Origin of the sequence: Micromonospora sp. NPDC004540 (assembly GCF_040610095.1) — a bacterium.
In the GTDB taxonomy this organism is placed as follows: domain Bacteria; phylum Actinomycetota; class Actinomycetes; order Mycobacteriales; family Micromonosporaceae; genus Micromonospora.
On the sequence record NZ_JBEXLR010000139.1, the window covers coordinates 1 to 12,910 of the forward strand.

Here is a 12,910-nt window from a genome sequence, read left to right on the forward strand (position 1 = left end):
GCCGTCGTTGATCAATCTGCCGTCGGGGTGCGCGTTCCACCCCCGCTGTCGGTATGCCGGCCGTAACGGCGACCGCTCCCGCACCGAGGTGCCCGCGCTGCGGGCGGCCGGGGAGGCGGGCCATCTGGTCGCCTGCCACCTGCCGGCCGAGGAGCGCACCCGGCTCTACCAGCAGGACATCGCGCAGGTGGGAGTGGCCCGATGAGTACCGAGACCGAGCCGCTGCTGCGGGTGCGGGGGCTGAGCAAGCACTTCCCGGTGCGGGAGGGCTTCCGCGCCAAGGGCGCCGTCCGGGCGGTCGACGGCCTGGACTTCGACGTGCGGCCCGGCGAGACGCTGGGCCTGGTGGGGGAGTCCGGGTGTGGGAAGACCACCACGGGGCGGATGCTGGTGCGGCTGCTGGAACCGACCGCCGGGAGCATCGAGTTCGCGGGCCGGGACATCACCCACGCCCGGCGGGGCGCGTTGCGGCCGTTGCGGCAGGACCTGCAGATCATCTTCCAGGACCCCTACGCCTCGCTGAACCCCCGGCACACCGTCGGCCGGATCGTGGCCATGCCCCTGCAGGTCAACGGCATCAACCCGCCCGGCGGCATCAAGAAGCGCGTCCAGGAACTCCTCGAACTGGTCGGGTTGAACCCGGAGCACTACAACCGCTACCCGCACGAGTTCTCCGGCGGCCAGCGCCAGCGCATCGGCATCGCCCGCGCCCTCGCGCTGCGGCCGAAGCTCATCGTCGCCGACGAACCCGTCTCCGCCCTGGACGTCTCCATCCAGGCCCAGGTCATCAACCTCCTGCGGGACCTGCAACGCGACCTCGACCTGGCGTTCGTCTTCATCGCCCACGACCTCGCCGTCGTGCGGCACTTCTGCCACCGCGTCGCCGTCATGTACCTCGGCAAGATCGTCGAAATCGGCGACCGCGACGACATCTACACCCGCCCCCAGCACCCCTACACCCGGGCGCTGCTGTCGGCCATCCCCGACGTGACGACCCTCGGGCCGGCCGGGCGGATCCGCCTCACCGGCGACGTGCCGACGCCGCTCAACCCACCGTCGGGCTGCCGCTTCCGCACCCGTTGCTGGAAGGCGCAGGAGCGCTGCGCCACCGAGGAACCGGCCCTGGTCGCCCGGGACGGCGGCAACCAGGCCACGGCCTGCCACTTCCCGGAGAACGGGCCGATCGGCGTCGTCACCAGCGAACCTGTGGAGGTGCCGTGAGCGCGAGGAGTGAGCCGGTGTTGCGAGCCCCGCGGTCGCGAACCTGTGGAGGTGCCGTGAGCGCGAGGAGTGAGCCGGTGTTGCGAGCCCCGCAGTCGCGAACCGAGGAGTTGCCGCAATGAGCCTGTCCCCGGTGGAGGGCGCGGCGCGCGCCGAGATGGAGCCGGCCGCCGACCCGGTGAAGCCCGACGAGCGGGGCATCGTCGGCCGGTCACCGGGCCAGCTCGCCTGGGCCCGGCTGCGCCGGGACCGCACGGCCATGGTCAGCGCCGCCGTGCTGGTCCTCTTCGTCGTGCTGGCGCTCGCCGCGCCGCTGATCTCCAAGCTGTACGGCGTCGGCCCGAACGAGCAGTTCCAGCAGCTCCTGGACGGCAACGGCATGCCGTTGGGCTACGTCGGCGGAATCACCGGCGACCACTGGTTCGGGCTGGAGCCGCGGCTCGGCCGGGACATCTTCATCCGCATGATCTACGGAATGCGGACGTCGCTGTTCATCGCGTTCGCGGCCGCCCTCGTGACCACCGCGATCGGGGTGGCGGCCGGCATCATCGCCGGCTTCCTGGGCGGGATCGTCGACACGGTGATCAGCTGGATCACCGACGTGGCGCTGGCCCTGCCCTTCCTCATCTTCGCCCTCGCCGTGGTGCCCACTGTGGGGCTGCGCTTCTACGGGCCGCGGGAGGAGGTGCCGCCGGCGTTCCAGGTGGCCGTGCTCATCGGCATCTTCGCCGCGTTCGGCTGGACGAGCACCGCCCGGCTGGTCCGGGGTCAGGTTATCTCGCTGCGCGAACGGGAGTTCGTGGAGGCCGCAAAGGCCAGCGGCGCCGGGCTGGGGCACATGCTGTTCCGGCAGCTCCTGCCCAACCTCTGGGCGCCGATCCTGGTCGCGTTCTCGCTCGCCGTGCCGTCGTACATCACCGGTGAGGCGGCGCTGTCCTTCCTCGGTATCGGCATCCTCGAACCCACCGCCGACTTCGGCCGGATGATCTTCCAGAGCATCCCGTACCTGCAGACCGACCCGGCGTACGTGTTCTTCCCCGGCGTCACGATCTTCATCCTCGTGCTCGCCTTCAACCTGCTCGGCGACGCGCTGCGTGACGCGCTCGACCCGAAGTCGTCCCGGTAGGGGTGGAGCCTCATGACCCGATTCCTGGTACGCCGGCTGCTCACCGCGGTCCTCACCCTCTTCGCGGTGAGTGTGCTCAGCTTCCTGATGTTCTTCGGCCTGCCCCGCGACCCGGTCAGCGGCATGTGCCCGAAGAACTGCAACGCCGAACGGATGGAGCGGGTCCGCGAGGAGCTGGGCCTGCGTGATCCGCTGCCCGAGCAGTACGCCAACTACATGAAGGGCATCGTCACGGGGCGGGACCTGGGCAGCTCCCAGGGCGGCCGGTGCGACGCCCCCTGCCTCGGCTACTCCTACGTCAACAGCGAGGCGGTCACGGACACGCTGACCCGGGTGCTCCCGGTGACGCTGAGCATCGTCATCCCGGCGGCGGTGCTCTGGCTGGTGCTCGGCGTGGGGCTCGGCATGATCTCGGCGCTACGACGGGGCACCCTGCTGGACCGGCTGGCCATCGGCTTCTCGCTGGCCGGCGCCTCGATGCAGCTCTACTTCGTCGGCGCGGTGCTGCTGCTGATCTTCACCTACAACCTGCGGATCACGCCGACACCCGGCTACACCTCCATCTTCGACAATCCACTGAAGTGGGCCAGCGGGCTCGTTCTCGCCTGGGTCTGCCTGGCCTTCCTCTTCTCGGCGATCTACGCCCGGCTGTCCCGGGCCCAGATGCTGGAGACGCTCTCCGAGGACTTCGTCCGCACCGCGCGGGCCAAGGGCGTGGCCAAGCGGAAGGTCTACGGCCGGCACGCGCTGCGCGCGGCGATCACCCCGATCGTCACCATCGCCGGCCTGGACGTGGGCAGCGCGCTCGGCGGCACGGTGATCACCGAGACCACCTTCGGCATCCAGGGGCTCGGCCGGACCGCCGTGGACGCGGTCAAGAGCGGTGACCTGCCGACCATCATGGCCACCGTGCTGATCTCGGCGGTCTTCATCGTGGTCGCCAACATCGTGGTCGACCTGCTCTATGCCGCCATCGACCCCCGGGTCCGGTTGCGATAGCGCAACGGCACCCGGCAGGGCGTGGAGAAATCCACCGCTCTCTGTTACACAAACCGTAGTTTTCCTACGTCGTCTGACGAGGCTCCGGATAGGGAGGAGGCGCAGATGCGCCTGAAGAGGGCAGCCGCCACGGGCGGCGCGCTCGCACTGCTCGTGGTGATGGGGGCGTGCAGCGAGAACAAGGGCACCGACGGCGGCTCAGGCGAGAACCGCGTGCAGAGCGGCTCGATCGCCACCGACCCGAAGGAGTCGATGGGACCGGCCGCCGAGGTGCCCGGCGCCGCCAAGGGCGGGACCTTCCGGGTGATCCGGGAGACCAAGATCTCGCACCTCGACCCGCAGCGGGTCTACTCGTTCGCCGGCCTGATGAACGCCCCGCTCTACAGCCGCTTCCTGACCACGTTCAAGGACGACGGCTCGGGCAAGGTGACCCTGGTGGGCGACCTGGCCGAGACCCCGGGCACCGATGTCAACAAGGACTGCAAGGTCTGGGAATTCAAGATCAAGGACGGGGTGAAGTTCGAGGACGGCAGCGCGATCACCTCCAAGGAGATCGCGTACGGCATCGCCCGCTCCTTCGACCCGGACCTGACCGGCGGCCCGACCTACCTGCAGGAGTGGCTCGCCAACGACCCGCAGTACGACACCAAGTGGAACTTCAAGGCGAACAAGACCTCGCTGCCGCCGGGCCTGACCACGCCGGACGCGAAGACGCTCAAGTTCGAGTTCGCCAAGCCGCACTGTGACCTGCCGTTCGCGGCGTCGCTGCCCTACACCGCTCCGCTGAAGGCGGACAAGGACACCGGCGTCAACCTGGACAACCAGCCGTTCTCCTCCGGGCCTTACAAGATCACCAAGAACACCGCCGGTGTCGAGCTGGTGATGGAGCGGAACGACAACTGGGACCCGAAGACCGACCCGGTGCGGCACGCGTACCCGGACAAGATCATCTGGAACTACGGCCCGGACGCCGAGGCGGGCGCCAACCGGGTGATCTCCGACAACGGTGACGACCAGGCGGCGCTGGCCTGGAACGGCGTGCCGTCGGCGCTGGTCGCCCGGGTCACCGGCGACGCGACGCTGAAGGACCGCTCGGTGCGTGGCCAGACCCCGAGCCTGTGGCGGCTGACCATCAACACCCAGCGGGTCACCGACCTCTCGGTGCGCCAGGCGCTCAACTACGCGATCGACCGGGACGGCTTCATCAAGGCGTACGGCGGTGAGGCGTCCGCCAAGGCCGTCACCACGCTGATGCCGCCGTCGACCATCGGCTGGGAGAACTACGACGCCTACCCGGCCGGCCCGAGCGGCAACGTGGAGAAGGCCAAGGAGCTGCTCGCCGGCAAGACCCCGGAGCTGGTGCTCGGCATCAGCGACGACTCGCCGGAGCTGGCCACCCAGCTGAAGACCAACCTGGAGAAGGCCGGCTTCAAGATCACGGTGAAGACCATCCCGACCGACGCCAAGCTCGACGAGACCAGCAAGAAGAACAACCCGTACGACCTCTGGACCGACCAGTGGGCCGCGGACTGGCCGAGTGGTGCGGCGATCCTGCCGGTGCTGTTCGACGGCCGCACCATCAAGGCCGAGAGCAACAGCAACACGTCGTACGTGAACAGCGACGAGATCAACAAGGAGTTCGACCGGGTCCTCGCCATGCCCGCCGGTGAGCAGGGCAAGGAGTGGGCCAAGCTCGACAAGCGGATCATGACCGAGCTGGCCCCGGCCGTGCCGCTCTTCGTCGAGCAGGGCTACTACCTGCACGGCTCCAAGGTGGGCGGGATCTACCTGTCCAGCATCTTCGGCTACCCCGCCTTCACGAACGTCTACGTGAAGCAATGATCGCCTGACAGTGGGGGCCCCGGTCCGATCCGGCCGGGGCCCTCGCGCGTCACAGGTGCCGGCGCAGGAAGTCCAGCTCCAGCCGGAGCAGCCGCTCGGAAACCCCGCCGGCGGCCATGTGGCTGGCCCCGGTGAGCGGCAGCACGGCGTGCGGCCGGCCGGCGGCCAGCAGCGCCGCCGAGAGCCGCAGCGTGTGCGCGGCCAGCACGTTGTCGTCGACCAGGCCGTGCACCAGCAGCATCGGCCGGGCCTGCGCCGGGTCGCCGACCGGCTCGGCGGCCAGCTCGACCAGCGAGTGGTGGGCGTAGACGTCCATCCCGTCGTCCGGCATCCCCAGATAGCGCTCGGTGTAAGCGGTGTCGTACAGCGTCCAGTCGGTGACCGGCGCGCCGACGATCGCGCACCGGAACAGCTCCGGGTGGCGCAGCACCGCCAGCCCGGCCAGCCAGCCGCCGAACGACCAGCCGCGCACCGCCACCCGCTCCAGATCCAGGTCCGGGTGCTTGCCGGCGAGCGCCGTCAGCGCGTCCACCTGGTCGGAGAGGATCACGTCGGCCACCCGCCGGTGGATCGCCTTCTCGAAGGAGGGGGCGATGCCCGGGGTGCCCCGGTTGTCGATGGTCACCACCGCGAAGCCCTGCTCGGCCCACCACTGCCGTTCCAGCCAGACCCCCCGCGCGGCGATCACCTCCTGGTGGCCCGGGCCGCCGTAGACGTCCAGCAGCACCGGCAGCTTCGTGCCCTTCACGTGCTCGCCCGGGTAGAGCACCGCGCTCGGCAGCCGCCGGTCGGTCACCCGGACCAGCGTGGGCCGCGGCGCGTACGGCGGGGTCGCCGCGCGCGAGGCCAGCTCACCCACCTCGCGGTCGCCGTGCCACACCCGCCAGCGGGTGCCCGGGTGCTCCAGCGAGGCCACGCCCACCGCCAGCGTGTTGCCGCCGATGGCGGCGGTGTGCCAGCCGGGGTCGCTGCCCATCCGGCGGGCGTCCACCCCGCCGCCGATCGCCGTCCGCACCCGGTAGAGGTGGCGCTGGCTCGGCTCGCCCTCGCTCGCCTCGACCAGCAGGTCGGCCGCCGAGTTCGGGCCGGCCGGCAGCCGGCCCACCACCCGCCGCACGTAGAGCGACGGCGGGGTGAGCAGGGTGCCGTCGGCGAACAGGCAGCGCGCGTCGTACCCGTCGTGGGCCAGCTCGCCGCCGACCAGCACCCGCCCGTCGGGCAGGTGGGCCGGGGTGCCGGGGATCGGCTCCACCCAGCGCGGGTCGGCCAGCTCGGCGTGCACCTGCGTCTCCCCGGTGCGCGGGTCCACGGCCAGCACCAGGCCGTGCTGCTGCGACCGACGCAGCACGGTGATCAGCGGCCCGCCGTCCGCCCAGTCCACCGAGGTCAGGTACGGGTAGGTCTCGCGGTCCCAGTGCACGTCGACCCAGCCGCCGTCGAGGTCCAGCAGGTGCAGGCTGACCTCGGCGTTCGGCCCACCCGCCCGGGGGTACGCGACGGAGGTCGGCGGGCTCGCCGGGTCGGCCGGGTCGTGCAGGTGCCAGCGGTCCAGCCGGGACTCGTCCACCCGGGCGGCCAGCACCGAGCGCCCGTCCGGGGCCCACCAGTAGCCGCGGAACCGGCCGAACTCCTCCGCGGCGATGTGCTCGGCCAGCCCCCAGGTCACCCCGCTGTCCTCGCCGGCGAGCAGGTTGTCCGTGCCGTCCGGTTCGACCACGCGCAGCTGGCCCCGACGGACCCCCTCGGCGGCGTCGGTGACGTAGGCCAGCCGTTCGCCGGTCGGGTCGGGACGCGGGTCGATCACCGGGCCGACGGCCGCCACCTCGACCACGTCGCCGTGCACCAGGTCGGCTCGGAACAACCGGCCGGCCAGCGCGAACGCGGCCACCCGGCCGGCGCCGTCCAGGGCGTACGAGCCGATGCCGGCGGCGCTGAGCCGCAGCCGCTCGCGCAGCGCCCGCTCGCCCGGCGCCAGCTCGGCCGGTTCGCCGTCCGAGCCGAGCAGCACCGCCGGGTCGGCGACGAGGTGCTCCTCGCCGGAGGCGACGTCGAGCAGCCAGAGCGCGTCGGCCGGGTCCTCCGGCCCCGACGAGCGCAGGAAGATGACCCGGGAGCCGTCCTCGGCGACGGATACGGAGCGCGGCGCCCCGTGGCTGAACCGACGGGTGCGGGCGGCCAGCTCGGGAAAGTCCACGCCTGTAGAGAGTAGGCGCGCGCCGGGCGTGATGTGGCCGACCTGGGCGGACGCGTAAGCATCGAGCGGGGAGGACCGCCGGTTAGAGTGACGGGCGTGACGACGCTGCCCGACCGACGCCTGCTGCTGGTCCACGCGCACCCCGACGACGAGTCCATCGGCACCGGCGCGACGATGGCGCACTACGCCGCCACGGGCACCCACGTCACGCTGGTGACCTGCACGCTGGGCGAGGAGGGCGAGATCCACGTGCCGGCGCTGGCCCAGCTGGCCGCGGCCGAGGCCGACCAGCTCGGCGGCTACCGGATCGGCGAGTTGACGGCCGCCTGCGCCGCGCTCGGCGTCACCGACCACCGCTTCCTCGGCGGCGCCGGCCGCTACCGCGACTCGGGGATGATGGGGCTGGCCACCAACGAGCACCCCCGGGCGTTCTGGCAGGCCGACCTCGACGAGGCCGCCGGCCACCTGCTGGAGGTCATCCGCGAGGTCCGCCCGCAGGTGATGATCACGTACGACCCGAACGGCTTCTACGGCCACCCCGACCACATCCAGGCGCACCGGGTGGCCATGCGCGGCGTGGAACTCGCCGCGGCGGAGGGGATCGCCCCGGCGAAGGTCTACTGGACGGCCATGCCGCGCGGCGTGCTGGAGGCCGGCCTGGACGCGTTCACCGAGACGGCGGACAACCCCTTCGCGGGCATCGAGAGCATCGACGACCTGCCCTTCGGCACCCCGGACGAGGGGATCGCCGCGCGGATCGACGCCACCGACCAGCACCTCGCCAAGGAAGCGGCGATGCGGGCGCACGCCACCCAGATCCCGGCCAACTCCTGGCTCTACTCGATCGCCGGCAACTTCGGCGCCGAGTTCATGGGGGTCGAATACTTCACCCTCGCGGTCGGCGAGAAGGGCCCGGGCAGCGGCCCGTACGGCTGGGAGGACGACCTCTTCGCCGGGTTGGCGCTGGACGGGCCGGACCGGTCCCCGGTCGCGGCGGCCGGCCTCCGGTGACGCTGCCCGCCGTACCCATGTCGGTCGCCCCCGAGCAGCAGCCCGCCGCGCCGCCCGAGCCGTCGGACCGGGCGGTCGACCTCGCGCTGCGCGTCGCCGGCGGGGTGGTGACGGTCTGGGCCGGCGTGCTCGCCGCGGTGCTCGACCTGCTCTTCGCCACCTGGGCCTGGGAGGTGGTCGGGGGCCGTCCCGGCGGCTTCGGCAAGGCCCTGGTCGGCATCTCGCTGGCGGTGGGCGGGATCGCCGCCGTGGTGGTGCTGACGGTGCTGGTGAGCTGGTTCGCCCACCTGGCGGTCGGCGCCCGCTGGGCGGGGGCGCTGGCCGCCCTGCCCTGGTTCGTGGTGATCGTCGCGGGCGGTTTCCGCACCGTCGAGGGCGATCTCGCGCTCAGCGGCGACAACGTGCTCGGCCTCGGGCTTGTCGTGGCGGGCGCGATCACCTTCGCGGTGATGGGTTTCCGGCAGCTCGTGGTGCCGCCGGCCGTCCGCTGAGGGTGCAGACGCCGCACAGGTTGCGGTGGTAGATATTCCTGCGAGGAGCCCACCGAGGCGGTGGGCGGTACGGCGGGAGGCGTGCGATGTTCCAGCGGTGGCGTGCGGTCGGCGTGCTGGCGGCCGCGCTGTTCGTGGTCAACGTGGTGGCCCGGTTGGTGATCAAGTTCGCCTACCCGCACGACGACACCGCCGCCGGCCGGGTCTCGCTGGTGATGTTCCTGGTGATCGGGCTGATCCTGGCCGCCACGGCGTTCCGCTGGGGCGCGGACCGGCCGGCCGCCCACTGGACCGGCGACCTGGCCGTCGCGGTGGTCGCGGCGCTGGCGCTGACCGTCTTCGTCGGCCCCCTGCTGGTCGGCGAGAACCCGTTCGAGGGGGGCGCCGGCCTCTTCTTCGCCCAGATCTGGCTCTACCTCGCGGCCACCGTGGCCGGTGTGCTGGTCGGCTACCTGACCCTCACCGCGCTGGGCCGCGACTTCCGTTCCCGGCAGCTCAAGCGCTACGCCGAAATCAAGGCGGCCAAGCCCCGCAAGATCGTCCGCCGCTGAGGCGGAGCCCGGCCCGGGCGGCCGGATCCCGCCCGGCGCCGGCCCTGGGGGCACGGCGTCCGGGCGGGACCAGCCCGCTACGGCGTGCGGCCGCCGTGCGCTAGCTGCGGCCGGACGAGGAGCGTGGCTTCCGCGTGCCGGTACCGGGAAGGGGCGGCGAGTCGACCGACTCGGCGGCCCGCCCCGCGCTGGCCGTGATCATGGTGCCCTCGGGCGTGACCACCTCGTCCACCCGGTCCACCTCCGGCGGCACCATCGAGGCCACCACCGGATCCGCCGCCGCCAGGGCCGACGCCGGACCGGGGCGGGCGTCGCCGGCGACCCGGACCGCCTGCCGGTCGCCGCCGTCCGCGACGGTGTCGTGGGCGCCCGACCGGTGCCGCGGCACGCGGGCGCCGGCGCCGCCCTGTCCGGCCCGCGGTGTCCGGTCGGCCGGGGATGCCGGAAGCGCCGGCAACGGGGTCGCCTCCGTCCCCGCGCCCTCCAGCTCCGCGGCGCGGCGCTCGACCTCCTCGACCTCCGGGGCCTGCGGCGCGGCGTCCGCCAGTTCCGCCGCTCGCCGTTCCAGTTCGGCGAGCTCCGTCGAGTCCGGTGCCGCGCCCACCGGCGCCGCCGGACGGCGGGCGGCCGAGCGGGATCCGCGGGAGCCGGAGCCGGTGCCGCTCCCCGACCGGGTGGTCTTCCGGCCCTCCCGCAGGGCTTGGACCAGCGCGTCGACCAGTTCGGGCTTGCGCATGTCCGCGGTGCCGGTGACGCCGCGTCGGCGGAGGCGGTCGCGGAGCTGGTCGACCTTCAGGCGGGCGATCTCGCTCTCGTTGATGTCGGGGGTGTTCGGCGTCTGGTTGCCGGGCTGGTTCTTCGTCGCCGCCGCGCCGCTCCCGCGGCGCGCCGTGTGCTTCTTGGCCATCGACAGGTCCTTCCTCACCGGGGTACGGATGTCTCCGTACCCCGGACGACCTGCCGGAACCCTTCGATCAGGCCGGGGCGACCCGGGTCAGGTAGGTGTGGTGGGTGGTGAAGCCGAGCCGCTGGTAGAGGGCCACCGCGGGGGCGTTGCGCTGCTCCACCTGGAGGAAGGCCTTGGTGGCGCCCTCCGCGCGGCCCCAGTCGGCCAGCGCCCGGATGACCGCGCCCGCGAACCCGCGCCGGCGGGCCTCCGGCAGCACCTCGATCAGGGTGAGGCCGAGCCAGCGCCCCTCGCCGGTGACCGTGCCCCGGCCCACCGCGAGCAGTTGGCCGTCGACGTGCAGCTGGGCGAAGCGGATCCGGTCCACGGCGGTGAGCACGTGGCGGGCGGCGTCCGGCAGCCCGCCCTTGCGGCCGGCGGCCACCGCCAGCCACTCCGCCGAGGGCGTCGGCGAGAGGCCGACCGGGGGCAGGTCGGGGCGGCCCGGCGGCAGCATGGCGACCGGCGCGGTCTGCACCAGCACCGGCGGCCGGGCCGTCCAGCCGCGAGCGTCCAGCTCGGCGCCGACCGGTGCGGCCAGTGGCAGCGGGGTGTTGACCATGGCGGGCTGGCCGCGCTCGGCGTACCAGCGCTGCACCGCGTCCAGCGCGGCGGGGAGCGGGCGGTCCGGGTCGCCGATCGGCAGCGCGGTGTTCGCCCGGCCGGTCCAGCCCGCGGCGCTGCGCAGCAGCCAGTCGCCGAGCCGCCCGCGTACCGGGGCGGGCCACGCCTCGTCGGCGGCCAGCTCCAGGGCCACCACGGCGGCGGCCGTCGGCCGACGGGCCGCCGGCACCCGCTTCGCGCGGTGCACCTGCTCCACCGGGACCCGCAGCCGGCCCCGATCCGTGGCCAACGTGATGTGGGTCTCGCTCAGCTCGACCAGTTCGCCGAGCGCGTCGGCGAAGAGCGGCCGGCCTTCGCGAATCCCCACAATCCGGCGGACCACGATCCGGTGTCCCAAGTCCTGCTGTCGGAGCACGATCGACCCCCTCCCCGGCGAGATACTAGGCTCTAACCGTCGCGGATGATCGCGACGAGTCTTGCGGAGGAGAAGACCGGTGACCTACATCATCGCCGAGCCGTGCGTGGATGTGCTCGACAAGGCATGCATCGAGGAGTGCCCGGTCGACTGCATCTACGAGGGCAATCGGATGCTCTACATCCACCCCGACGAGTGCGTCGACTGTGGTGCCTGTGAGCCGGTCTGCCCGGTCGAAGCGATCTTCTACGAGGACGACGTCCCGGAGCAGTGGAAGGACTACACCGGGGCGAACTACGAGTTCTTCGAGGACCTGGGCTCGCCGGGCGGCGCCTCCAAGATCGGCAAGGTGGAGAAGGACGCGACCTTCGTGGCCGCGCAGCCGCCGCGGGAAGAGGGCCACTGAACCGGCCCGCGCCGGTCTCGTCGCGGCTGCCCGAGTTCACCTGGGACACCCTGGACGCCGCGGCCGCGACGGCCGCGGCGCACCCGGACGGGCTGATCAACCTCTCGATGGGCACGCCGGTCGACCCGGTGCCGGCGCTGATCCGGCAGGCGCTGGCCGACGCGTCGGACGCCCCGGGCTACCCGCTGACCGCGGGCACCCCCGCGCTGCGGGACGCCATCGCGGCCTGGGTGGCCCGCGCCTGCGGGGCCGGCGTCGACGGGCTCGGGGTGCTGCCAACGATCGGCTCCAAGGAACTGGTCGCCTGGCTGCCCACGCTGCTCGGCATCGGCCCCGGTGACGTGGTCGTGGTGCCGTCGGTCGCCTACCCGACGTACGAGGACGGGGCCCGGTTGGCCGGCGCCACCACGGTGCGCACCGACTCGCTGACCGCCCTGGGCCCGGACCCGCGGGTCCGGCTGGTCTGGGTGAACTCGCCCGGCAACCCGACCGGGCGGGTGCTGCCCGCCGGCCACCTGCGCAAGGTGGTCGACTGGGCGCGCGAGCGCGGCGCGGTGGTCGCCAGCGACGAGTGCTACCTGCCGCTGGGCTGGGACGCCGAGCCCGTCTCGGTCCTCTCGCCGGAGGTCTGCGGCGGGTCCTACGAGGGCGTGCTGGCCGTGCACTCGCTCTCCAAGCGCTCCAACCTGGCCGGCTACCGGGCCGGCTTCGTGGCCGGTGACCCGGCGCTGGTGGCCGAGCTGCTCAAGATCCGTAAGCACGCCGGCATGATCGTGCCCGCTCCCGTGCAGGCGGCCATGGTGGCCGCGCTGGGCGACCAGGCGCACGCCGACGCGCAGCGGGAGCGCTACCGGGCCCGGCGGGAGAAGCTCCACGCGGCGTTCACCGGCGCCGGCTTCACCGTCGAGCACTCCGAGGCGGGGCTCTACCTCTGGATGACCCGCGACGAGGACTGCTGGGACACCGTCGACTGGCTGGCCCGCCGGGGCATCCTGGTCGCCGCCGGCGTCTTCTACGGCCCGGCCGGCGCCCGGCACGTCCGGGTGGCGCTGACCGAGTCGGACGAGCACGTCGACGCGGTCGCCGCCCTGGCGGACCTGCTCTTTATGGGTCGGTCGGCGAAGGTCAACGTCCTGGCCGTCGC

Annotated in this window: 12 protein-coding genes and 1 pseudogene; 10 read left to right on the forward strand and 3 right to left on the reverse strand. The window is 72.9% G+C overall.

All coding sequences use genetic code 11. From position 1 onward, the window contains the following. The 5 genes and pseudogenes from ABZV78_RS29450 to ABZV78_RS29470 form a co-directional block, all read left to right on the forward strand. Window positions 1-205: pseudogene (locus ABZV78_RS29450) on the forward strand (ABC transporter ATP-binding protein); the annotation flags it as partial. Beyond that, window positions 202-1,221, forward strand: coding sequence for a dipeptide ABC transporter ATP-binding protein (locus ABZV78_RS29455; protein ID WP_355643805.1), 1,020 nt, complete (start codon window positions 202-204; stop codon window positions 1,219-1,221). The pseudogene ABZV78_RS29450 and the gene ABZV78_RS29455, both read left to right, overlap by 4 nt. Before the next feature lie 118 nt (window positions 1,222-1,339). Further along, on the forward strand, window positions 1,340-2,347 hold the full coding sequence (locus ABZV78_RS29460; protein WP_355643807.1) for an ABC transporter permease: 1,008 nt from the start codon (window positions 1,340-1,342) through the stop codon (window positions 2,345-2,347). A 12-nt stretch (window positions 2,348-2,359) separates the two neighbouring features. Then, window positions 2,360-3,346 carry an ABC transporter permease gene (locus ABZV78_RS29465; RefSeq protein ID WP_355643809.1) on the forward strand — a complete coding sequence of 329 codons (987 nt, stop codon included), beginning with the start codon at window positions 2,360-2,362 and terminating at the stop codon, window positions 3,344-3,346. A gap of 105 nt (window positions 3,347-3,451) precedes the next feature. Next, window positions 3,452-5,188 carry an ABC transporter substrate-binding protein gene (locus ABZV78_RS29470; RefSeq protein WP_355643811.1) on the forward strand — a complete coding sequence of 579 codons (1,737 nt, stop codon included), beginning with the start codon at window positions 3,452-3,454 and terminating at the stop codon, window positions 5,186-5,188. A gap of 49 nt (window positions 5,189-5,237) precedes the next feature. Here the strand turns inward: ABZV78_RS29470 and ABZV78_RS29475 are convergent, their stop codons facing one another. Further along, the gene (locus ABZV78_RS29475) at window positions 5,238-7,382 is read right to left on the reverse strand and encodes a prolyl oligopeptidase family serine peptidase (protein ID WP_355643813.1); all 2,145 of its coding nucleotides are present in this window, start codon (window positions 7,380-7,382) and stop codon (window positions 5,238-5,240) included. 87 nt (window positions 7,383-7,469) lie between these two features. Between ABZV78_RS29475 and mshB the strand changes: the two genes are divergently transcribed. From mshB to ABZV78_RS29490, 3 genes are all read left to right on the forward strand, one after another. Further along, window positions 7,470-8,393 (forward strand): N-acetyl-1-D-myo-inositol-2-amino-2-deoxy-alpha-D-glucopyranoside deacetylase, encoded by a 924-nt coding sequence (mshB, locus tag ABZV78_RS29480; RefSeq protein WP_355643815.1) that lies wholly within the window; start codon window positions 7,470-7,472, stop codon window positions 8,391-8,393. A 17-nt stretch (window positions 8,394-8,410) separates the two neighbouring features. Next, window positions 8,411-8,884, forward strand: coding sequence for a hypothetical protein (locus ABZV78_RS29485; protein ID WP_355643817.1), 474 nt, complete (start codon window positions 8,411-8,413; stop codon window positions 8,882-8,884). Between the two features lie 86 nt (window positions 8,885-8,970). Continuing rightward, window positions 8,971-9,435 (forward strand): hypothetical protein, encoded by a 465-nt coding sequence (locus ABZV78_RS29490; RefSeq protein ID WP_355643819.1) that lies wholly within the window; start codon window positions 8,971-8,973, stop codon window positions 9,433-9,435. A 100-nt stretch (window positions 9,436-9,535) separates the two neighbouring features. Here the strand turns inward: ABZV78_RS29490 and ABZV78_RS29495 are convergent, their stop codons facing one another. Further along, a complete protein-coding gene (locus tag ABZV78_RS29495; RefSeq protein WP_355643821.1) occupies window positions 9,536-10,342 on the reverse strand; it encodes a hypothetical protein in 807 nt (268 codons plus the stop codon). A 67-nt stretch (window positions 10,343-10,409) separates the two neighbouring features. Beyond that, entirely contained in the window at window positions 10,410-11,360 is a 951-nt protein-coding gene (locus ABZV78_RS29500; protein ID WP_355643823.1) for a GNAT family N-acetyltransferase, read from the reverse strand. A 79-nt stretch (window positions 11,361-11,439) separates the two neighbouring features. Between ABZV78_RS29500 and fdxA the strand changes: the two genes are divergently transcribed. Next, complete coding sequence (gene fdxA / locus ABZV78_RS29505) at window positions 11,440-11,766, forward strand: ferredoxin (RefSeq protein WP_157745852.1); 327 nt, start codon at window positions 11,440-11,442, stop codon at window positions 11,764-11,766. After that, window positions 11,763-12,910 (forward strand): succinyldiaminopimelate transaminase (gene dapC / locus ABZV78_RS29510; protein ID WP_355643825.1); only part of this gene is annotated, 1,148 nt, incomplete at its 3' end. The genes fdxA and dapC, both read left to right, overlap by 4 nt.

What these genes read in the sequence shown, in the direction of transcription:
- ABZV78_RS29455 (WP_355643805.1), top strand. Translation starts at nt 202, where the DNA reads ATGAGTACCGAGACCGAGCCGCTGCTGCGGGTGCGGGGGCTGAGCAAG.
- ABZV78_RS29460 (WP_355643807.1), top strand. Translation starts at nt 1,340, where the DNA reads ATGAGCCTGTCCCCGGTGGAGGGCGCGGCGCGCGCCGAGATGGAGCCG.
- ABZV78_RS29465 (WP_355643809.1), top strand. Translation starts at nt 2,360, where the DNA reads ATGACCCGATTCCTGGTACGCCGGCTGCTCACCGCGGTCCTCACCCTC.
- ABZV78_RS29470 (WP_355643811.1), top strand. Translation starts at nt 3,452, where the DNA reads ATGCGCCTGAAGAGGGCAGCCGCCACGGGCGGCGCGCTCGCACTGCTC.
- ABZV78_RS29485 (WP_355643817.1), top strand. Translation starts at nt 8,411, where the DNA reads ATGTCGGTCGCCCCCGAGCAGCAGCCCGCCGCGCCGCCCGAGCCGTCG.
- ABZV78_RS29490 (WP_355643819.1), top strand. Translation starts at nt 8,971, where the DNA reads ATGTTCCAGCGGTGGCGTGCGGTCGGCGTGCTGGCGGCCGCGCTGTTC.
- ABZV78_RS29495 (WP_355643821.1), bottom strand. Translation starts at nt 10,342, where the DNA reads ATGGCCAAGAAGCACACGGCGCGCCGCGGGAGCGGCGCGGCGGCGACG.